Annotated in this window: 22 protein-coding genes and 1 tRNA gene; 9 read left to right on the top strand and 14 right to left on the bottom strand. The window is 64.7% G+C overall.

The window, feature by feature from the left end; translation table 11 throughout:
• Positions 1–24 precede the first annotated feature (24 nt).
• From ABCW42_RS02635 to ABCW42_RS02625, 3 genes are read right to left on the bottom strand one after another with little or no spacing between them, the layout of a single operon-like run.
• On the bottom strand, positions 25–1038 hold the full coding sequence (locus ABCW42_RS02635) for a glycosyltransferase family 4 protein (protein ID WP_423183399.1): 1014 nt from the start codon (positions 1036–1038) through the stop codon (positions 25–27).
• 9 nt (positions 1039–1047) lie between these two features.
• Positions 1048–1443, bottom strand: a complete 396-nt coding sequence (locus ABCW42_RS02630; protein ID WP_423183398.1) for a 6-pyruvoyl trahydropterin synthase family protein — start codon at positions 1441–1443, stop codon at positions 1048–1050.
• Between the two features lie 5 nt (positions 1444–1448).
• Complete coding sequence (locus ABCW42_RS02625) at positions 1449–2480, bottom strand: zinc-dependent alcohol dehydrogenase (RefSeq protein WP_423183397.1); 1032 nt, start codon at positions 2478–2480, stop codon at positions 1449–1451.
• Positions 2481–2574: 94 nt separating this feature from the next.
• Here ABCW42_RS02625 and ABCW42_RS02620 point away from each other — a divergent pair.
• A tRNA-Ser gene (locus tag ABCW42_RS02620) sits at positions 2575–2664 on the top strand.
• A 26-nt stretch (positions 2665–2690) separates the two neighbouring features.
• On the opposite strand, the gene ABCW42_RS02615 is transcribed toward ABCW42_RS02620, so the two are convergent.
• The 7 genes from ABCW42_RS02615 to ABCW42_RS02585 form a co-directional block, all read right to left on the bottom strand.
• A complete protein-coding gene (locus ABCW42_RS02615) occupies positions 2691–2948 on the bottom strand; it encodes an integrase (protein WP_423183396.1) in 258 nt (85 codons plus the stop codon).
• A 91-nt stretch (positions 2949–3039) separates the two neighbouring features.
• The gene (locus ABCW42_RS02610) at positions 3040–3501 is read right to left on the bottom strand and encodes a hypothetical protein (protein ID WP_423183395.1); all 462 of its coding nucleotides are present in this window, start codon (positions 3499–3501) and stop codon (positions 3040–3042) included.
• Positions 3501–5963, bottom strand: coding sequence for a molybdopterin oxidoreductase family protein (locus ABCW42_RS02605; protein WP_423183394.1), 2463 nt, complete (start codon positions 5961–5963; stop codon positions 3501–3503). Before ABCW42_RS02605 ends, ABCW42_RS02610 begins: the two co-directional genes overlap by 1 nt.
• 89 nt (positions 5964–6052) lie before the next feature.
• Entirely contained in the window at positions 6053–6868 is an 816-nt protein-coding gene (locus ABCW42_RS02600; protein WP_423183393.1) for an SDR family oxidoreductase, read from the bottom strand.
• A 14-nt stretch (positions 6869–6882) separates the two neighbouring features.
• The gene (locus ABCW42_RS02595) at positions 6883–7926 is read right to left on the bottom strand and encodes an NAD-dependent epimerase/dehydratase family protein (protein ID WP_423183392.1); all 1044 of its coding nucleotides are present in this window, start codon (positions 7924–7926) and stop codon (positions 6883–6885) included.
• Positions 7927–7964: 38 nt separating this feature from the next.
• Entirely contained in the window at positions 7965–9140 is a 1176-nt protein-coding gene (locus ABCW42_RS02590) for a zinc-dependent alcohol dehydrogenase (RefSeq protein ID WP_423183391.1), read from the bottom strand.
• Positions 9141–9558: 418 nt separating this feature from the next.
• Positions 9559–9897, bottom strand: coding sequence for a MerR family transcriptional regulator (locus ABCW42_RS02585; protein ID WP_423183390.1), 339 nt, complete (start codon positions 9895–9897; stop codon positions 9559–9561).
• A 113-nt stretch (positions 9898–10010) separates the two neighbouring features.
• On the opposite strand from ABCW42_RS02585, the gene ABCW42_RS02580 reads away from it, so the two are divergent.
• The 4 genes from ABCW42_RS02580 to ABCW42_RS02565 all read left to right on the top strand — a co-directional run bounded on the left by ABCW42_RS02580 (position 10011) and on the right by ABCW42_RS02565 (position 11987).
• Entirely contained in the window at positions 10011–10436 is a 426-nt protein-coding gene (locus tag ABCW42_RS02580; RefSeq protein ID WP_423183389.1) for an Hsp20/alpha crystallin family protein, read from the top strand.
• Between the two features lie 207 nt (positions 10437–10643).
• Complete coding sequence (locus ABCW42_RS02575; RefSeq protein WP_423183388.1) at positions 10644–11138, top strand: J domain-containing protein; 495 nt, start codon at positions 10644–10646, stop codon at positions 11136–11138.
• A gap of 54 nt (positions 11139–11192) precedes the next feature.
• Entirely contained in the window at positions 11193–11567 is a 375-nt protein-coding gene (locus tag ABCW42_RS02570; protein ID WP_133206100.1) for a hypothetical protein, read from the top strand.
• Between the two features lie 120 nt (positions 11568–11687).
• Entirely contained in the window at positions 11688–11987 is a 300-nt protein-coding gene (locus tag ABCW42_RS02565) for a hypothetical protein (protein ID WP_423183387.1), read from the top strand.
• A 137-nt stretch (positions 11988–12124) separates the two neighbouring features.
• On the opposite strand, the gene ABCW42_RS02560 is transcribed toward ABCW42_RS02565, so the two are convergent.
• The 4 genes from ABCW42_RS02560 to ABCW42_RS02545 form a co-directional block, all read right to left on the bottom strand.
• Positions 12125–12592, bottom strand: a complete 468-nt coding sequence (locus tag ABCW42_RS02560; protein WP_423183386.1) for a hypothetical protein — start codon at positions 12590–12592, stop codon at positions 12125–12127.
• Positions 12586–12912, bottom strand: a complete 327-nt coding sequence (locus tag ABCW42_RS02555) for a hypothetical protein (RefSeq protein ID WP_423183385.1) — start codon at positions 12910–12912, stop codon at positions 12586–12588. Before ABCW42_RS02555 ends, ABCW42_RS02560 begins: the two co-directional genes overlap by 7 nt.
• 154 nt (positions 12913–13066) lie before the next feature.
• Positions 13067–13378: a putative quinol monooxygenase gene (locus ABCW42_RS02550; protein ID WP_423183384.1), complete on the bottom strand. Its 312-nt coding sequence runs from the start codon at positions 13376–13378 to the stop codon at positions 13067–13069.
• 37 nt (positions 13379–13415) lie between these two features.
• Positions 13416–14453, bottom strand: coding sequence for a LacI family DNA-binding transcriptional regulator (locus tag ABCW42_RS02545; protein WP_423183383.1), 1038 nt, complete (start codon positions 14451–14453; stop codon positions 13416–13418).
• A 181-nt stretch (positions 14454–14634) separates the two neighbouring features.
• Between ABCW42_RS02545 and ABCW42_RS02540 the strand changes: the two genes are divergently transcribed.
• The 4 genes from ABCW42_RS02540 (at position 14635) to ABCW42_RS02525 (ending at position 20156) form a co-directional block, all read left to right on the top strand.
• Positions 14635–15978 (top strand): NAD(P)H-dependent oxidoreductase, encoded by a 1344-nt coding sequence (locus ABCW42_RS02540; RefSeq protein ID WP_423183382.1) that lies wholly within the window; start codon positions 14635–14637, stop codon positions 15976–15978.
• Between the two features lie 91 nt (positions 15979–16069).
• Complete coding sequence (locus ABCW42_RS02535) at positions 16070–17095, top strand: DctP family TRAP transporter solute-binding subunit (RefSeq protein WP_423183381.1); 1026 nt, start codon at positions 16070–16072, stop codon at positions 17093–17095.
• Between the two features lie 25 nt (positions 17096–17120).
• The gene (locus tag ABCW42_RS02530) at positions 17121–19019 is read left to right on the top strand and encodes a TRAP transporter large permease subunit (protein ID WP_423183380.1); all 1899 of its coding nucleotides are present in this window, start codon (positions 17121–17123) and stop codon (positions 19017–19019) included.
• An 84-nt stretch (positions 19020–19103) separates the two neighbouring features.
• Positions 19104–20156: a substrate-binding domain-containing protein gene (locus ABCW42_RS02525; protein WP_423183379.1), complete on the top strand. Its 1053-nt coding sequence runs from the start codon at positions 19104–19106 to the stop codon at positions 20154–20156.
• Positions 20157–20176 lie beyond the last annotated feature (20 nt).

Raw genomic sequence — 20176 nt, 5'->3', positions numbered from 1 at the left:
CCCCAAGCCGCCCTTCGGCGCGAGCTACAGCGGAACGGCACACGCGTCGAGCACGATCGACGCCGCTGAGTCCCAGCCGGGGAGTCCATCGCGCGCGCTGAGGGCCGCAGTCCGCCATTTTTGACGTAACGCCGCATCGCGGAGCCAGCCGCCGAGTGCTTGCACGAGTGGTTCCGGGTCGTCGCCGATCACGATTGCCTTGCCCGCCCCCGAACCGCCGAGCGCCTCCACCGCCCCGGTTCGCTCCCGGACGAGCACCGGAACGGCGTGAGCGAGCGACTCAACCACCACCATCCCGAACGATTCGGACCGCGAAACCAACACGCTGAGGTCCGCCGCGCGCCACTGCTCCTCAAGCGCCGGACCGCTTAGTTCCCCGGTGACGGTAATGCGGTGCTCCAGTCCGGAACGTACGACGGCGGCCCTCACCTTCGCCGCGTAGGCCGGGTCGGCGTCGTCGCTGCCAACGAGGGCGGCGGTCCACGGCAAGGCACGAAGCCTTCCCAACGCCTCCACGAGCAACAGTTGTTCCTTGTTGGGCAAGAGCGCGGCGACGCAGACGATCCGCAACGGATCGGACCCGCGGGCTGCGGCTGCGTATTCGGTGCCGGGCCTGGCCACCACGACCTTGCCGCAGTCCTCTTCCGGATGCCGTTGTGCCAGGTCCGCGGCGGCGAAGGAACTCGTGCAGATTACCCCCGTGGCGGCCTTGAGTGCGTGCGATTCCAGTTCATGGTGTTCAGGCAGGCCCATGTGGGACAAGATCCATACGCGAACCGAGCACCGCGTCGCCGCGTCGATCTCGGCGGGGGCTCCCCACGCCACCAAACCGTCGGCAATTACTGTTGTGGCGCCGTCGAGCGCTTCGGCCAAGCGGCGGCGGTCCCCCGGCCGCCCGACCGGCCAGTCGCCGTCGACCGCTCGCATTTCCACCGAGGCACCCAAGGACGTGAGGCCGCGGGCGAGCTTGGCGTTGTAAGTGTTGCCGCCCGAACCGTGCCTGACGTTGCCGGGGACGATGAATCGGATGGCAACCATGCGGCTGCGCTAGCCGCCGAGTTGCAGGGAATAGCCGGCCCAGGCGTCCGGATTCTCGCGGAGGACCACGTCCAGGCCTGTGATCGCCTGGCCATCCGGGATGCTTCCGAGCTCGTGGGCGACGGCGTCCGCGATGTGTTTCGCGAGCGCCTCCGTGGTGCTCAGCTTGCCTTCGAAAGCGGGGTGCTCGTCAAGGTTCCGGTAGTTCAGCCCGCCAAGTACGCCCTCCAAGATCGTCCCCGCCGCCCCGATGTCCAGGACAATGGCGTCGTCGTTGAGCGCAGGGCGGCGAAACGTCACTTCGGCAACAAACGTTGCGCCGTGCAGTCCTTGGGCAGGACCGAATGATTCGCGCGGAAGGCTGTGCGCAACCATGAAATGGCGGCGGACGGTGAGGCTGAACAATCGAGTTACTCCTTGCTGTAGGTGACCAGGCGGCAGAGCTCGTCCCGTTCGCCGTTCGCCAACTCGTCGAACGCCTCCGGAAGGTCTTCGAATCGCGATTCACCGGTCAGGAAAGCATCGAACACCGGATCCCGCAAAAGGGACACAGCCAAATCCAGGCGTTCGCCCGTGGTCCGGCGGTGCCGGCGTGGACGGGCCACCACCCCCACTTGGCTGGCACGGATGGTGAGGCGCCGGGCGTGGAAGTCCTCGCCGAGCGGCAAGGAAACTGCCCGGTCCCCATACCAGGACATCTCGATGATCTCGCCCTCGTCGCCCGCCAGACGGAGGCTCTTGGCGAGTCCTTCATCCGTGGCCGAGCAGTGGAAGACGATATCGCAATCGCGGGCCGCGTCCTCGGGGAGGACGAAGTCCAGGCCCAGGGACTCGACGAACCCGCGCTTCCTGGGATTGGACTCGAGCAATTGTAGGCGCTCCAAGGGGAAGCGGCGCAGCAGCGCCGCCGTCATCCCGCCTACCAGGCCACCCCCGACGACGGCGATCCTGTCGCCGAGGCGGGGTCCGGCATCCCAGAGGGCGTTGAGGGCGATTTCCACGATGCCGGTGAGGACCGCGCGTCGGGCGGGAACGTCGTCCGGCACCCGGGTCAGGGCAGAAAGCGGCACCACGTAGCGGTCCTGGTGCGGGTGGAGGCAAAACACGGTCTGGCCGGCCCAGTCCTCCGGGCCCTCTTCAACCACGCCAACCGACAGGTACCCGAACTTCACCGGCGCCGGAAACTCACCCTCCTGGTGGGGCGCACGCATCTCCTTCGCGATCCGCGGAGGAACATGCGCCTCGTGGACCACGAGCTCCGTTCCCCTGCTGATGCCCGAATATAACGTCCGGACTACGGCTTCATGCTCCGCGGGCCGTGGAAGTTCCTCCTTGCGCAACTCGCCTTGGCACGGGCCTACCGTCCAGTAGGCCACGGCGGTGGATTGGCTGGTGGATGCGGGTCCGCCCGCGTTGCTTTGCGACTTCTTCGGGATAGTCATCCTGCTTAGGAATCTAGCGTGGCAACCGCGATTCCGGAAGTGCGCAACCGCCGTTTTGGGGAACCGGGCCTCACTCCGGTACCCTATTTCAGTTGGTGACGTGTCCGAGCGGCCGAAGGTGCAACACTCGAAATGTTGTTTGGTGTAACAGCCAACGTGGGTTCAAATCCCACCGTCACCGCCACTTGAAAGGCCCCTGGTTCCCTTTGTTTACAAGGGATCGGGGGCCTTTTGCTTGGCCGGAATCAGGGTTTTGGAGACATTTGCTTGAGACACTGCAAGGTTCAGGGCGTCCGAAACGCTTTCCAAGTCCCCGTCGAACAAGTCCGCATAGATGTCCGGGGTCATGGCTGCCGAGCTGTGACCGAGCATGATTCGCAGCACAGGTGCTCGCGGCGCCCCGGCCTTCGCGGCCGCAGGATAAGGCAAGGGTCCGGCTTGACCGGCATCTCCCCCGACTTTGGTCACTCACCGCCTTCGTGCCCACTGACCCGGTGAAAGTGGCGGCACTGCAAAGGCAGGGCCGGTTTCGCCCCGGCGCCGTGGCATGCCTGGGACTCTATTTCGCGACGATCAAGGCCTGCGGTGCGGCTTGTTTCATGCGAGTGGTCAGCCAGGCCAGTTGGGTTTTCGTTTCGCTTTCGCAGTGGCGCACCACGTCCAGGAGCTCGGCGTCGCGCAGTCCCTGCCCCGCCTGCTTCACGACGGCCCACGTGATGTCGACGAGGGAAGCGAGCAAGTACAGGTCTTGGAGATCCCGCAGCAGCCCCACCGCCCCGGAACGGGTCCCGGACAAGCCATCCGCGTGCAACCGCTCCGGCTCGCTTTCGTCACCGGCTTCGCCGTATCGATCCACCACCGGCGTCAGCGCTTTCACATGTTTGTCGCACTGATCGGCGAGCGAGCGGCAAAGGAAGAACACATCGGGTTCGGTGCCGTGCCCTTCGGCCACTTCGCGGTAGGAACGGGCGAGGGTGCTTTCGGACGTGTGGAGCAGTCCGAGATACACGGAAAGTTTCATTACCTCTCCTCGCTTTCCGCCGGGACGAACTCGGTGGCCTCGCCGGCCGCGCCACCGACCGTGGCAGGGACCCGCTCGCGTCGGACAGGTCGCGAGGCGGTGGTTGTGGGCGCAGGCGCCGGACCCGTCGTATCCGCTACTTTGGTGACGCGAACGGCAGCTGTCTTGAAGACCGGTTGCTTGGATACCGGATCCCATTCCGTCAGTGTCAGCTCGTTCGCTGCGCGTGGCCGTTCCTCGGGAGCATTGGCGGGGTCCGGGCTATCCCAGTACCCGTAGTGGAACGGGGCGAAGACGGTACCCGGACGAGTATTGGCGATGCGCACGGGCGCATACAGCTGCCCGCGGCGGGACTCGACCCGGACGACGTCGCCCTCCCCCAAACCAAGTGCCTCGGCGTCGCTTTCCGCCAGTTCCACCCACACATCCGGCGCGGCGGCATTCAGCGGGAGTGAACGCCCCGTTTTCGTGCGCGTGTGGAAGTGGTAGACCGTCCGGCCGGTCGTGTAATTGAAAGGGTACTCACTGTCCGGCGGCTCGTGAGCGCCCTGGTACGCCGCGGTCTTGAAGATGGCCCGGCCATTCGGCGCCATCGCACGGTACGCTTGCTCTCCGACCGTGGCCCCGGTGCTGAGGTCGTGCCCGTAGGTTTCGCTGTCGTCCCCGTGGGTCCGGAAGTTGCCGTCTGCGTAGAGGCGTGCCGTCCCGTCGGGGTGGTCATCATTGACCGGCCACTGAACGCCGCTTCCTCCCCGCAGGAGGTCGTAACTTAGGCCACTGTAATCGCACAGTTGGCCTTTGGTGCACTCACGCCAGGCATTGAATCCGTCCTCCGGTCCTTCCCAATCGAGGAGGGGACAGCCGGACCGGGTACGGAAATCCATCCGCCGGGAGTAGTCCAGGAAGATCCGCAGATCGCTGCGGGCCAATCCGGGCGGCTCGACGGCCTGCTCGGACAAATGGACCGTGCGATTGACGTTGGTGAACGTTCCGGTCTTCTCGCCCCAAGCGGCGGCCGGGAGGACGACGTCGGCATACTGGGCCGTCTCCGTCATGTACATGTCCTGCACCACGAGGAAAAGCTCAGGTTTCGCAAGAATTTCGCGGATGCGTGGCAGTTGCGGCATCGAAACGGCGGGGTTGGTGGCCGAGATCCACAAAAACTCGATGGAGCCTTGCTCGGCGTATCGGAAGATCTGGGCCGCGTGCGTGGGTGGCGCCCAGTGCGGGATCACCAGGCTATCCACGTCCCAGAGCTCGGCCAATTGCTTGATGTGGGCGGGGTTCTCCCAATTCCGGAAGCCTGGCAGATCGCCGTCGGCCCCGGCTTCGCGCGTATTTTGCGCGGTCGGCTGACCATTCATCTGCAGGATCCCACAGCCCGGGCGGCCGATCATGCCGCGGAGCAAGTGCAGGTTGTTGACCTGGCAAGATGATGCCGTTGCTTGGGCAGACTGGTAGAAGCCCTGAAGCACGGTGGACAGCACGCGCTTAGATGTGCCGAAAATCCTTGCGGCCTCAACGACGTCCGCGGCCTCCACACCGCATTCCGCGGCGACGGCTTCAGGCGTCCACGGCTCGATCTGCTCGGCCAAATCCTCGAAGCACACCGTGTGCTCGACGATGTAGTCCTCATCGATCCATCCGTTGCGGATCACTTCCCGGAGCAAACCATGCATCAACGCGAGGTTCGTTCCCGGCCGCACTGCCAAATGGACGTCGGCGTACCGCGCGACTTCCGTGGACCGGGGGTCGACACAAACCACCAGCGGCTTGTCCGGCCCCGAAATCCGGTCCAAAACGCGCGCCCACAACACCGTCTGCGTTTCCGCCATGTTGTGGCCGTACAGGAAGATCGCGTCACAATCGTCGATGTCCTCGTAGGTTCCAGGCTGCCCGTCCGAACCGAAGGATTCCTTCAACGCCGCTGCGGACGTGGCGGTGCAGAGCCGCGTGTTTCCGTCCATGTGCGGAGTGCCTAGCCCGGCTTTGCCGAGGATGCCCAACGCGTAGTATTCCTCAAGGAACAGCTGGCCGGATGTGTAGAAGCCGTGCGTCAGCGGACCTTTGGAAGCCAACAGCTCCTTGCTCCGGGAGACGACCCGCTCCATGGCGGTGTCCCAATCGCACGGCACGAGTTTTCCATCCTCACGGATGAGGGGACTCGTCAGCCTGTCCTTGTTGGCCGCCCCCTGCCAGGAGGCGAACAGACCTTTGGGACCCAGCCGGCCGTGGTTGACCAGGTCCACAGCACGGCCCCTGATCCCCACCATCTTTCCGTCCTTGACGGCGATGTCCACTCCGCAGCCGTTGCTGCACAGGACACAAGCCGACTGAACCCACTTCTCGACGTCCCCCTCCGAAAGCCCTTCCGCCAAGACCTGATCCACTCGAACCGGCCAACGCCCCCCTTGCGCGAACGGCGTCCGGGTGCCCCAAACTTCAGCAATCCGGTCAACCACAGTTTGGCCCCTTCCATCAAAACAACGTCTTGCAACTGTCGCCCGGCAATTTAGACAGTAACCTTACTATTTCGGGTAGTAAACCCTCACTAGGGTTCCCGCCAGTCGTTGCCGGTGAGGTGCGAGCCGGCTTGAGGCCCCATCTGGAGCATCCCGCCGTCGACCACCCAGGAGGCACCGGTAACGTAGCTCGACGCCGGCGAAGCCAGGAAAGCGATCACGGCCGCGACCTCGCGCGCATCACCGGGGCGGCCCAAGGGAACACCCGGTCGGTCGATCGACGTCGGGTCCTTGTCCTCATTGCCCGTCATGGGGGTCGCAATCTCGCCGGGCGCCACGGTGTTGGCAGTGATTCCGAAATTGCCAAGCTCAAGGGCCATGGTCTTGATGAGGCCGCCGAGGGCGTGCTTGGAGGCATCGTAGGCCGACGAGCCAACGCGGGGTTGGTGCTCATGCACGCTGCTCACGGCAATGATGCGGCCACCGCGGCCGGCTCCCACCATGTGGCGGGCAGCGGCCTGCATGCACAGAAACGCTCCGTTCAAGTTCGTGTCGAGCGTCGACATCCATGTCGCATAGTCGAGGTCGAGGAATTTGGTGCCATCACCGGTCCCCGCATTGTTGACGAATACATCCACCCCGCCAAGTTCGGCGATGAGGTGCTCCATGGCGTCACCGGCGCGGGGAACGTCGGTGGTGTCGAGGTGCGCGACGATAGCCTTGCGGTCCAGGCTCCGGACCTCCTTCGCGGTACCTTCCGCGCCTGCCTGATCCGTGTGCCACGTGATCCCGACGTCCATACCGGCCCGTGCCAAGGCGACGGCCGTCGCACGGCCGATGCCCGAATCGGAACCGGTGACGATCGCCGTCGTCGGAAGAAAATCGCTTGCCGGGGAGAAATCCATACTGTTCAACCTTCCTATGCTGTCCGGCGCGGGATGAGCGGCGGAGATGCCTCCCAGCCCTCACCCGCGCCCATTCCGTCAAGCACTTTTGCCAGTGCTTCAAGCGAAGTCCATCGCGGCGTCCAGCCGAGGATTTCCCGCGCCCTGGTGGTGTCCATGATCGGCGCCCCTGCCGCCATGTCGATCCAGCCGCCGTCGGTCGCCTGCATCCGCAGGCGCCAACTCCAGTCCACGACCGCCCGCAACACCGGCAAAGGAATCGGCATGAGCCGCTTGGCGTGGAGCGCCCAGGCCAGGGTGTTCGGCTCAAGGACGGGTTCGGCTGCGATGTTGAACGCGCCTTCAGCCCGCCGTTCGACCGCCCGCCAGTAAGCGTCGGCGACGTCGGCGGAGTGGACCGCTTGGAAAACGAGTTCCTTCGGGATCGGCAGGATCGGAAGCCATGGCTTCCGGGGGACGAGCCGGGCGATGACCCCGCCCAGGAAATAGCGCCCGATCTCGCTGCCGGCCTCGGAACTGAACGTCAGGGCCGGGCGCAATCGGGTCACCGCTATTTCAGGGTTCTCCTTCGCGAACACGTCGAGCAGCCGCTCCTGGGCGGCCTTGTCAACGCTGTAATGGGATCCCTTGACGCCGTTCGCCGGCCAGTCTTCCGTCATGCGCCGATCCTTGGGCGCGGGCGAGTAGGCGCCCACGGACGACGCGCACACGACCTGCTTGACCCCCGCCGCCCGCGCAGCGGAAAGGACATGTCCGGTCCCGGAGACGTTGGTCTGGCGCAAAAGCGCGCGGTCGCGGTTCGGCTGGATGAGCCATGCGAGGTGCACCACGGCATCAGCTCCGGCGAAGGCGCGCTCCAACTGCGGCTGCTGCGACGGCTCGCCGACGTCGACGCTGTTCCACTCGACATCTGAATACGGGGCGGCACCAACATCCGGCCGCCGTCGAGCGATGCCTACCAGCTCAAGATCCGCCCCTTGCTCAGTCCGGGCGGCCTGGAGCCGTTTCAACACCGCAGTACCCACGTTCCCGGTCGCCCCGGTAATGGCAACGCGCATGGAGTCCTCCTCGGGTCGTCAAACACCAATCGTTGATTTCACGGGGCGAGGACCACCTTGACGCAGCCGTCCTCTTTCTTCTGGAACTTCTCGTACAGGCCGGGCGCGTCGTCGAGGGAGCCCCTCTGGGTGACCAGATGCATGACGCCCAGCGGATCCGCGTCGTCCTCCACCAGGGGCAGCAGCTGATCGGTCCACCGGCGTACATTGCATTGCCCCATGCGCAACTGGATTTGCTTGTCGAACATGGTCAGGAGCGGCATGGGATCCGCCTGGCCGCCGTAAACGCCGCTCAGCGATACGGTCCCACCGCGACGGACGAGTTCGACGGCGGTGCGGAGCGCGGCCAAGCGGTCGACGCCGGCCGTCTCGATGGCCGCCTGCGCCACCTTGTCCGGGAGCAAGGACACGACCTTGTGGAGGGCGGACGCCACAGGCGAGCCGTGGGCTTCCATCCCGACTGCGTCCACTACGGCGTCCGGTCCCCGGCCCAGGGTTTCATCAAGGATCCGAGCAACGACTTCATCCGTATAGTCCAGGGTTTCGACTCCGTGGGCTTCGGCCATCGCGCGCCGCTCCGGGACGGGATCCACGCCAATCACCCTGAAGCCTCGATGCAGGCCGATCCTGGAAGCGAATTGGCCTACCGGCCCCAGGCCCAGTACGGCGAGAGTGCCGCCGTCGGGCACATCCGCGTACTCAACCGCCTGCCATGCCGTCGGCAGGATGTCCGAAAGGAACAGATAGCGCTCATCAGGATGGCCCGAGGCGACCTTGATCGGCCCATAGTCGGCGAAAGGCACCCGCAAATACTCGGCTTGGGCGCCCGGAACGGATCCGTAGAGTTCGGAATAGCCGAAAAGCGCTGCGCCGGAACCCTTCTCCTTGACCTGTGTGGTTTCACATTGGGATTGCAGCCCTTGGTTGCACATGAAACAGCGGCCACAGGAGATATTGAAAGGAACCACGACGCGGTCGCCTTTGTTGAGCCGGTGCACAGAGGAACCGACTTCTTCAACGATGCCCATCGGCTCGTGGCCGATCACGTCGTCCTTGTGCATGTAAGGTCCGAGCACCTCGTAAAGGTGCAGGTCGGAACCGCAAATGGCGGAGGACGTGATCCGGACAATCACATCCGTTGGTTCCTCGATAGTCGGATCCGGAACGTCAATGACGCTCAACGAGCGCCAGCCTTGCCATGTCACTGCTTTCACAATCGCACTCCCTCATCGGAAGCCGGCTCGTCCCGCGCTGCAGGAGACCTTCCCAGCGAACCAGACTCAGGACGGAGGCACAAGGGCGGGCCATTGCGGGCCTGGTGCCGCAGACCCCAGGTGTAGGCATCCGAAGTGGTTTCGAGTTGTTGGTCGAGCCCTGCGAGGAGGATGGTGATTCCCGGCTCGAGTTCCTCCTCGCCGGCATACTCCAAAAAGCTCGGGGGCAAGACGACGCACACCGGTACCGTGGCGGCGCGGCCTTGACCCTTGGGCCCGTGCGTGGATCATCCTGGAGGCCAAGGTCTCGGTCGGCTGCATCCATACCTCAGCTCCTCAGCGGTCAGAGCAGGGCATTTAATCCCCGGGACCTCGGTTCGACCCACCCGTGTGCGCACCGGCCAAGGTCAAAGTCACATCATTTCCTGAGCGGGGACGTTGCGGTGTCCCGTGCGGCGTTCGCTGACCTGAGCTCCCCCTCGAGGCGCCGGTTGTCGGCCTCCAGGACCAGGACAATCCGGATGCCGGCCAGGTTCAGCCCCAGGTCCAGCAGCTCACCGATCCGACGCAAGGTCACGAGATCATCCTCGCTGTACTGACGGGTCCCACCCAAGGTCCTGCCCGGTTCCAGCAAACCCTTGCGCTCATAGAGCCGGAGGTTCTGCTGCCCCATGCCCACCAGCTCGGCGGCGACCGAAATCGCATACACACCCCTCCCGGGGTCCCCGGCCTGGCCCATCGGAACCTCCAATTCCACGAAAACCACTCTTGCAGTCATACATACCCGGTGCTATAAAAAATATACATCAGCCGATATAGATCGGCTGGTTTTACAAGGAAAATACTGCGATCTGCAAGGAGTGACAGACCATGCTGATGCGAACGGACCCGTTCCGCGAATTCGACCGACTGGCCCAGCAGGTACTCGGCACGACCGCCAGGCCGGCGGCAATGCCCATGGATGCCTGGCAGGAAGGCGAGGACTTCGTGGTCGCCTTCGACCTTCCCGGAGTCACCGCCGACTCGGTGGACATCGACGTCGAACGCAATGTGCTGACCGTCAAAGCCGAACGCCCGGACCCCACCGGCGAAGACACGGAACTGATCGCCTCCGAACGGCCCCGCGGCGTCTTCAGCCGCCAGCTCATCCTCGGCGACGCACTTGATACCGACGGCGTCAAAGCAAGCTACGAAGCCGGAGTCCTGACCCTGCGGATCCCCGTGGCCGAGAAAGCCAAACCGCGCCGCATCGAAATCGAAACCGCCGGGACACAGCGCCAGGAGATCAGCGCCTGACCGCGGGCGCAGCCACCCCGACCGGGAGCACCGGCACCGCAACGCCGCATCCCGTCCAAAGGGCGATAGGGTTCGCAGACACCTCACAGCCCGGGACGCTGATGAACGCGTGTGGCCCCCGAGGGTGGCTCCGGCAACGATGGTCCCCGGCTGAACTAACCGGGGACCATCCCCGTCCCCCTGCTTGAATACCCCTACGGCCGACCGATGAAAAACAACGACCCGGATCCTTACGACATCCTGCACCTCGCCCCGACCGCCACCGCACGCGAGGTCGCCCGCGCGTACCGCGCACTCATGCGCGGTGCGCACCCCGACACCCGACCGGCCCGCGAACACCACGCCGGCCCCGGCCCGACTGCCCCGACGTCGCACGAAGAACCGAAGATGCAGGACGAACTGCAGGAGCTCCGGGACATCATGACCGCCTACGCCATCCTCGGGAACCCGGAAAAACGCTCAGCCTACGACCGGGAACACCCACGGTCCACGGCCAACCCGAAGCCGCAGCGGCCGGACAGCGCCGCTGTGCCCCCGGACAGTGCCGCTGTGCGGGCGGACGGCGTGACCGGGCGGACACCAGGGGCGTTGCTTCCCGCCGCGTCGCTGCTGATCGGACCGGTCACCTGGAAGCCTCCCGGCGGACGGTCCCCGGACATGCCGGCCCGGCCAGCTCCGTTTCCCCAGGCGGCTATACCCTGATCCTGCGGATCAGGCCCTGAAAGCCGAAGACGACGCAACCACAAAGGACCCCCCATGAGCGCCTGGCGCCCCTACGACAACCAATTGATACCCGCCTTCTATGAACGCTTCGAAAAGCGGTGGGGCAAAGGAACAGCCCCGTTCCTGGACCCCGAAACCCACGAACAACCCATGCCCCGGGCCCAATGGATCAACCCGGACACCGGTGCCGCGGTCGCGGTCGTGCCCATCTGGACCGAGGACCCCCAACACCGCTCCTTCGGGGTGTTCTACCTACCCCCGGCCGGTGACATCTGGATCCTGCGCCCCGGGTACACCAACTACATCGAAACCGACCCCAGGAACACCGAGCAAACCACCCTGCGCAACGACGCCTTCAGGAAAGCCGTCGCACATGCCAAGGAATTCATCTACGGAACCCAGCCCTGAAAACCGCGTCCCGGACCAGACAGACCACCCCGCAGGCCCGGCAGCACCCGCCCCTTCGGATCCGCCACGGATCCGACCCCGCTTCCGCCGTCCGGGACCCGAAACGCAATACCCGGACCCATGACCAATCACCTGGACTACCCGATGACCGATCCACAAATCAACCAGTTCCTCCAGGACTGCATCATCGACGATGACGCATCCGATACAGGGATCACCCCGGACGCGTTCTACGGACTCTACGTCAGCTGGTGCGCGCTGAACCTAAAAGTCCCTCTCCCCGACCCCGCCTTCCGAACTGCCCTGCGCCTCGCGGGCCTTCGCATGGAAAAGAACGGGAAGAACAAAAAGAGCGCCTTCCACGGCCTGCGCATGACAGGACCGGCAGCGGTGGACTACATCCTCAACAGCAATCCCTAAAACACGACCAACCGGGTCCGACGCCGCGCACCTTCGCCCCGGCAGAAGCACTACGGCCCGGGTGCACGTCCCGGCACCGATAGCCCGGCGAACAGTGGCTCCGCGGGCTTCAGGGCCCGCAAGCACTCCTCGAGCCGCTACGTGGCTCGTGGTGATTCGTTCACCGAAGGCGTCGGACTTGAGTGTTTGGCCAAGGTCAGCCACAGGGTGACCATGCCGAAAAGGCGGCGGCCTGCGTCGTCGAGTTGCACCGACTGGGCGATGGCCGAGGAAGGGGCCTCGACCCCGGTCGCCAAGGCCATGGCAACCCGGGACGCGGACACGACCGCCAGGACAGGAATCCGGCCCGCTGCGGCCGTCACCGTGCCTACGGTGTGCGGCCCGGCGCCAAGCCCGTAGGCAAGGACCAGGACCGGGACCGAGACCACAGAGAACGCCATCGTCATCGCCGCGAAGACCAGCCAGCCCAGATGCCCGACCCAGGTGATGGCGCCCACCACGACAACCAGGCCCAACGCGAGCAGCAGCCGCCGCGGGGCCAGCGCCGGGAGATACGCGATCACGGCGGACGCGCCGGCGGAACCGCTGATCGCGATCGTCAACACGAAATCAACAAACAGCTCCCGATCGGCAAGAAGGACCATCCGTCCCCGAAGGCTTCCCGTACCGCCGCCGGGGCGCCGCCCTGCGAGGAGCGGTTCACCAGCTGCCGGTAGTTCAGGATCACGAGGGCGATGATCGCCACGACGACAACCATCGTGGGCACCAGCAAAGACAGCTCGCCGTCCAGGGCACGCATTGCCGCCTCGATCGCATACGCGACCGAAGACACCGGATCGGCCATGACCGCGAACGCGAGAAGCAGAACTGGCCGTGAATGCGGCACACCCGCGGCCCGTTCGGCCCCGGCCGCGGCACGCATCACCGCACGCGCCAAAGCAACAGAGCGTCGGCTCCCTGGCCCAGGGTTTGCGACACGCCCGGAGCCGACTGATCAACCGGGCAGCGAACTTGGTATCGAGGGCCGGAGCGGGTCCTTCCCAGCCCCGGCTCTCGTGACGAAGACGGTCCGCTTTCGTTCAGAGGAGGCCCTGGGCTGGGGTCCCGGCGTCGATCGGCGTCATGGTGGTCACAGTGGTGGGGATTTCGATCAGGGGTCCCACGGCCGCGTCCAGTGCGGCGACGGCCGGGCCTTTGGCATGGGCGTCGAGGAGATCCGGGGTGGTCCATTTTTCGATCATCGTGATCGTTCCGTCGGCGGCATCGTGGATGGCGTACAGGAGGCAGCCTTCTTCTTCGTGGACTGCGGGAATGCTGGATTGCAGGGCTTGGGTGAGCAGTTCTTTCTTACCTTGGGCGGGGTGGAAAACTGCAGTGACGACGACGGTCATGGGTGGTGCCTTTCTATTGTGGTGTGTCCGCCGCGGCTTATGTTGCTGCGGCGTTTTGGCTGATCGGTGCGCTGCTCGATCGGCGGACGAATTCCGCGTCGACCTGGATGATCCGCGGCTGGTCCGAAATGGCGCCTTTTGCGCGTCCGACGGCGAGGTCGACGGAATGGACGGCAAGCATGTCGATGGGTTGGCGGATGACGGTCAGAGGCGGAGTGACCAGTTCTGTCCACGGGTTGTCGTCGAAGACGACCAGGCTCAATTCGCGTGGCACCGCGATATCGGACTGTTTGATCCGGCGGAGCGCGGAACGCACCTGAGCGGTGTTGCCGACGATGATGGCCGTGGGCGGTTCGTCGAGCCCGAGGAGTGCCCCGACGGCGTCGCTTCCGGCGTCACCGCGGAAGGGGATGTGATGGACGAGTTCCTCGTCGACGGGCAGACCGGCAGTTTCCATGGCCCGCCGGAAGCCAGCCACCCGGACGCGGCCGGTGGAAGTGTCGGATGGACCCGAGATGAAGCCGATCCTGACGTGCCCGAGTCCGATGAGGTGGTTGGTCGCGGTTTCCGCCGAGACGTCGTTCCGGATCGTGACCACGTCAAACTCTGAAAGTTCCGAAATTTCGCGGTCTACAAAGACGACGTTGATGCCCAGCTCCGCTAGTCGTCTCCATTTCTCGACGTTGCCTCCGGCAGGGGTGGCGATGACCGAGCCGACGGAGCGCTCGATGAGGGTGTCGATGGACTCTGCTTCCAGGTGCGGGTCTTCCTGCGTGGTGAGCAACACGACATGGACCCCGCGTGTCCGGGCTTCCCACACGACCCTGTCGGCAAGTCTGGCGAAGAAGGGGTTGGTCAGGTCGGCCAGCATCAGGCCGATGGCCGAGCCCGTTTTCTGCTGAAGCTCCCGGGCCGCTGCCCTGGGACGGTAGTCGAGCCGGTCAATGACCTCCACGACTTTGGCCCGTGTCGCGGGCGCTACCGGCCCGGTTCCTTCATTGAGAACGCGTGAGACTACGGCGACCGATACGCCCGCCTCTCGTGAGACGTCACGGATTGTCGGTGGCTTCTTCAACCGTCTCCTCCTTTTCTTCCGCTGGGCGGAAAGTCCAGTTAATCATCGGGCGTGATTGACGTCACGGCTTTCCTGCTGGTACAAAAGTGTAACCGTTACCACTTCAGATTGCGAGTGACGCGGAAGTCGGGTTGGAAGCGCCCGCTCCCCCCCAGCCTCAGCCTCAAACAGGAAGTCCATCGTGAACCTTCATTCCCTCCTTGAACAGCGTGAAAACGAAGGCCGCCCGATCAGGGTGGGTCTCATTGGTGCCGGTCGTTTCGGCACCATGTACCTTTCCCAGGCCCGGAACATCCCCGGCGTGCACATCGTCGCGATCGCAGACATCAACCTCAAACGGGCGCAGGGCGCGCTTGAACTCGTGGGCTGGCCTGCGGACGCCGTGGCACCGACCATCGAAGACGCTCTGGGCCGCCGTACCACCACCGTGGTGTCCGACGCTTCGGAATTGTTCACCTCCGACATCGACGTGATCGTCGAAGCCACCGGCAACCCGATTGTGGGCATCGATCACGCGTTGCGTGCCATCGGCTCGGGCAAGCACATCATCATGGTCACGGTCGAGGCCGACGCTCTGGCGGGTCCGGCGTTGGCACGACGCGCCGAGCAGGCCGGCGTTGTGTACTCGATGGCCTACGGTGACCAGCCTGCACTGATCATGGAACTGGTTGATTGGGCCCGGACGTCCGGTTTCGACGTCGTCTGCGCCGGCAAGGGCGCAAAGTACCTCTCGCACTACCACGAGATGAACCCGGACAACGTGTGGGAGAACTGGGAGTTCTCGAAGGAGCTCACCGATTCGGGCCAGTTGAACCCCTACATGCACACTTCCTTCCGTGACGGCACCAAGGCCGCCATCGAAATGGCGGCCGTTGCCAACGCCGCAGGGCTCGTCCCCTCCGACAGCGGCCTGACCTTCACCCCCGGCAACATCGAGGAAATCGCCACGATCTGCCGTCCTTCCGAAGTCGGCGGTGTCCTCGCACGCGAAGGCTCCGTCGATGTCATGTCCAGCGTCACCCGCGCCGGTGACTGGATCCCGTTCAACACCCAGGAAGGCGTGTTCGTCGTAATCAAGGCCACCAACGACTACGTGTCCGGATGCTTCACCGAGTACCCATGGCACCCGGACCCGACCGGCCGGTACGCTGCCCTCTACCGCCCGTACCACTACGTCGGACTCGAGCTGAACATCTCGATCGCCAACGCGGTCCTGCGCGGTGTCGCCACGGGCTCCCCCAAGGGCTTCTTCGGCGATGTCGTCGCGACCGCCAAGAAGGACCTCGCCCCGGGAGAATTCCTCGACGGCGAAGGCGGCTACACGGTCTGGGGCAAACTCGTCTCGGCCGAAACCTCCGTGCACGAGGGACTGCTGCCGGTGGCGCTGGCCCATCACGTCGAACTCAAGAACCCCGTGGCCAAGGGCAGCAGCGTGAAATGGGAGGACATCGTCATTGACGAGTCCCTCGCCACTGCGCTGGAGCTGCGCCGCGAAACCGAAGCCCTGATCCGCGCCACAGTCTGACCCCCTGGTGTCGGGGCCGGCAGGCCGGCCCCGACACCCCACTCTCCTTCCGGTCCATCCGACCGGCCTTCCAAAGATGAAAGGAAACTCAATGTCTAAGAGAGTCGCCTGGTGTGCCGCGCTTGCCTCCGCTGCCGCCGTTGCCCTGAGCGCTTGTTCCGGAGGAGCCTCCGCCTCCGGAACCAACACGGTCGAGGTCAAGCTGTCGATTCCCGATCCGATCGGTTCATCGGTGGGCATGGCCGCCCAACACTTCGCCGATGTCGTGAAGAGCAAATCCAACGGCGCCGTGAAGGTTACCGTCATCCCCAACGGCACGAGCTTTGGCGGGGACCAGAACGCGGCCGTGACCCGGGTGCAGAGCGGCTCCCTTGACGCCGTCATCCTCTCCACCTCGGTCTATGCCGCCACCGATAAGAAGATGAACGCGGTGAGCCTGCCCTATCTGTTCTCGTCCGTGGACCAGGAGGTCAAGTACCTGGACGGCGCACCGGGCAAGGAACTGCTTGCCGATCTCGGCCAGAACGGCACCAAGGGCCTCGCCATGCTCTCGCGCACCTCCCGTGAGGTGACCAACTCGGTCCGGCCGATCCAGACGCCGGAGGACCTCAAAGGGCTGAAGATCCGCGTCCCCGGCAACCCGCTGTGGACCAAGTTCTTCAGCGCGGTGGGAGCCAGCCCGACGCCGCTGGCATTCTCCGAGGTCTACACGGCGCTTCAGACCGGCGCGATTAACGGCCAGGAAAACCCGGTCGAGGTTCCCGCCACCAACAAGTTCTCCGAGGTACAGAAGTACATGTCGATGACAAACCACATGTCGGACGCGTTCGTGCTCGCCCTCAGTGACAAGAAGTGGAAGAGCCTGGACTCCGGAGCCCAGCAGGCTCTGCAGAGCGCCGCGGAGGACACGGCGTCCTTCAAGACGAAAAACGACGCAGACCTGGCCGACAAGCAGGTCAAGGACCTTCAGTCCCAGGGTGTGAAGGTCAACGATCTGAGCGCCGACGGATTGACCCAGTTCAAGAAGGTCGCGCGGTCGTTGTACCCGGACTTCGCCGACACGGTCGGCGGAGCGGACTTCCTGAAGAAGACCGTCGATTTCGTCGACGGCCAGTAAAAGAACCGGGCCCACCAAGATGCAGATGAACACAGTGGTTGACGAGGGCACGGGCGTCCTCAGGTCCACCGAGAAGGCCCACGATGGCGACGGAAGGCCCTGGAGCGGGGCCGGCTGGCTCGACAAGACGTTCGAGGCAATCGTTGGCGCCGCAATCGTCGTTGAGTTCTTCGTCGTGCTCTTCAACGTGCTGTTCCGGCTGATCACCGGAAATTCGCTCACCTGGACCCAGGAGGTGTCCGAGTTCGCACTGTATGTTGCCGCGTTCATGGGCGGCGCGATCGCCTATGCACGCGGCGCGCACATGTCGATCCAGATTCTCGCGGACCGGCTTCCGGTCTCCTGGCGGGCGTACCAGCGCACGTTCGTCGACTGGCTCGTGTGCGGCATCGCCCTGGGCATGTTCATGCTCTTCGTTCCCGTGCTCATCCAGCGGTCCCACGAGAGCACTCCGATCCTGAACGTTCCAGCGTCGCTTTTGTCGCTGCCGTTCGCGGTCGGGCTGGCCATGACGGCCTGGTTCGCCCTGGTCAGGATCGCCCGGCAGCCGCTCCGCGTAGCAGCAGCCGGCCTCCTGCCGGCCGCGGCGCTGCTGGGGGCCGTCTACGGGCTGCAGCAAACCATGCTGACCGTAACCTCGGACGTGCTGCTGATTGCCGTGCTGGTCTTCCTTTTCGCGGTGCTCTTCCTCGGGGTGCCTGTCGCCTTCGTGCTCATGCTGGGCTCCGCGGTCTACATCCTGTGGGGCGGGCTTTCGGACCTGTCGGCAGTGCCGGTCGGGATGCAGTCGGGGGCGAACTCGTTCCTGTTGCTCGCGATCCCGTTCTTTATCCTGGTGGGAGCCTTGATGGGCCGGGCCGGGCTGACCGCGCCCTTGGCCAAGCTCGTCGACGTCGCGCTGGGCCGGATCAGGGGCGGTGCGCTCATGTCCGTCGTGGTCACCATGTACGTGTTCTCCGGGATCTCCGGATCCAAGGTGGCGGACGTTGCAGCCGTTGGAACGACCATGCGGGACATGCTCGAAGAGCGCAAGATCCCGCGCGGCGAAGTCGTTGCCGTGCTCTCCGCGGCCGCGATTATGGGTGAGACGGTACCTCCGAGCATTGTCTTGCTCGTCCTTGGATCGATCACGTCCCTGTCGACAACCACCCTCTTCATGGCCGGTCTCATCCCCGCCGCCGTGCTCGGCGTGTGCGTGATGGTCCTTGTCTTCTTCCGGTCCCGCGGTACGGCCCCCGCGGCCCGGACCTCTCTGGCCCAGACGGGCCGCTCGGTCACCTCGGCAGTGCCGACGCTGATTCTCCCGGTCGGTCTGGTCGCGGGGATCGTCACCGGGGTCGCCACCCCTACCGAGGTCTCCGCGCTGGCGGTCGCCTACGCGTTCATCCTCGCCTGCTTCTCCCGCTCCGGGAAGCTGGCGCTGTCATGGCAGTCCCTGCGAGAGACAGTCACCACCGCGGGCATGGTACTGTTCATCATCGCCGCCGCCGCGCCCTTCGCCCAGACCCTGGCCTCCGCGGGTGTTTCCGCCGCGATCGCCGATGCGATGTCCGGGCTGTCGGGTTCAACGTTCCTGTTCATGCTCGTCAGCATCGTGATCCTGGTCATCATGGGACAGCTGCTCGAAGGAATGCCCGCGGTGCTGATCTTCGCCCCGCTCCTGCTCCCGATCGCTGTCCAGTTCGGCATCAACCCCGTGCAATACGCGATGGTTCTGGTGATGGCCATGGGCATCGGTTCTTTTGCCCCGCCGGCTGGAATCGGCTTCTATGTCGCCGCAGCGACGGGACGCGAAAGCGTCGAACGCAGCACAAGGCATTTCCTCCCCTATCTCTGCATTCTCTTCGCCGGCGTGCTCCTGCTCGCCCTCTTCCCCTGGTTCAGCACGGTGCTTCCATCCATGATGGGGCTCCACGTCGACTGAAACAGGAAAAGTTACGCCTGGCCCACACCCTGCCCAACAAAAACACCCCAAACGAACTACCTTGCAATGACGAAAGGAACCACCATGACGAAACGAGTTGGCTGGCTTGCAGCCCTCGCCACCGCCTCAGTCGCCGCCCTCGCCCTGAGCGCCTGCTCGGCAACCCCGGATGCCAGCCCCTCCTCGTCCACGGGCGATCTGGCCTCGCTGGTCCAGGCAGACCAGAAAACGGACGTCACCGCTCTCCAGCAGTCCCTCGGAACGCCGGCCGCGAAGTCCGGGGTGAAGCTGTGCTACGTCACCCGCACCCTCGCCAACGAGTTCTGGGGCTACGAACGTGACGGTTTCGAAGCCGAGGCGAAGAAACTCGGCGTGCAGTTCCAGACGTACGCCGTGAACGACGAATCCTCGATCACCGAGCAGCTGGACAAAGCCCAGAGCGCCTTGAACCAGGGCTGCTCGGCGATCCTCGCCTCCCCGATCTCCGCCACCGCCTTGGACAGCGTCTTCAAAACAGCGCTCTCCAAAGGCATTCCCGCGATCGTGCTCAATGACGCCAAGAGCACCCTCCCCGGCGTCGTCTACGTCGGCCCTGACGCCGAAACAATCGGCCAGTCGGCCGCTGACTACATCGCCAAGCAACTCCCCGAGGGCGGCAAGATCGCCCAGATCGAAGGCGACCCGGGCTCCTCCAACGCCCTGAACCGCGGCAAAGGCTTCAAAGCCGGCATCGCCCAGCACTCCAACCTGAACCTCGTGGCGTCGCAGACAGCCAAATGGGACACGAACCAGGCCCAGACCATCGCGAACGCCATGCTGACCGCGAACCCGGACATCAAAGCGTTCTACTCCCAGAACGACGGAATGGCTTTGGGCGTCCAGGCCGCGATCGATGCCAAGGGCCTGACCGGCAAGGTCATGTTGGTCGGCACCGACGGCATCCCCCAGGCGAAAAAGCAGATCGCTGCGGGCACCTACACAGCGACGGTCAGCGAACGGCCGACGACCGAAGGTGCGACCGGCGTGGACGTCGCCTTATGGATGCTTGCCGGCAAAAAGGTCCCGGCGTGGGTGAACGTTCCGGCTTTCGTCGTCGACAAGCAGAATGTATCCCAGTACATGACCGGCATGCCGTAGGCCCGGTAAGGACAGGAACA

The sequence above is a fragment of the Arthrobacter sp. NyZ413 genome (genome assembly GCF_049390645.1).
Classification (GTDB): Bacteria; Actinomycetota; Actinomycetes; order Actinomycetales; family Micrococcaceae; genus Arthrobacter.
This window is presented reverse-complemented; position numbering and strand designations above follow the sequence as displayed.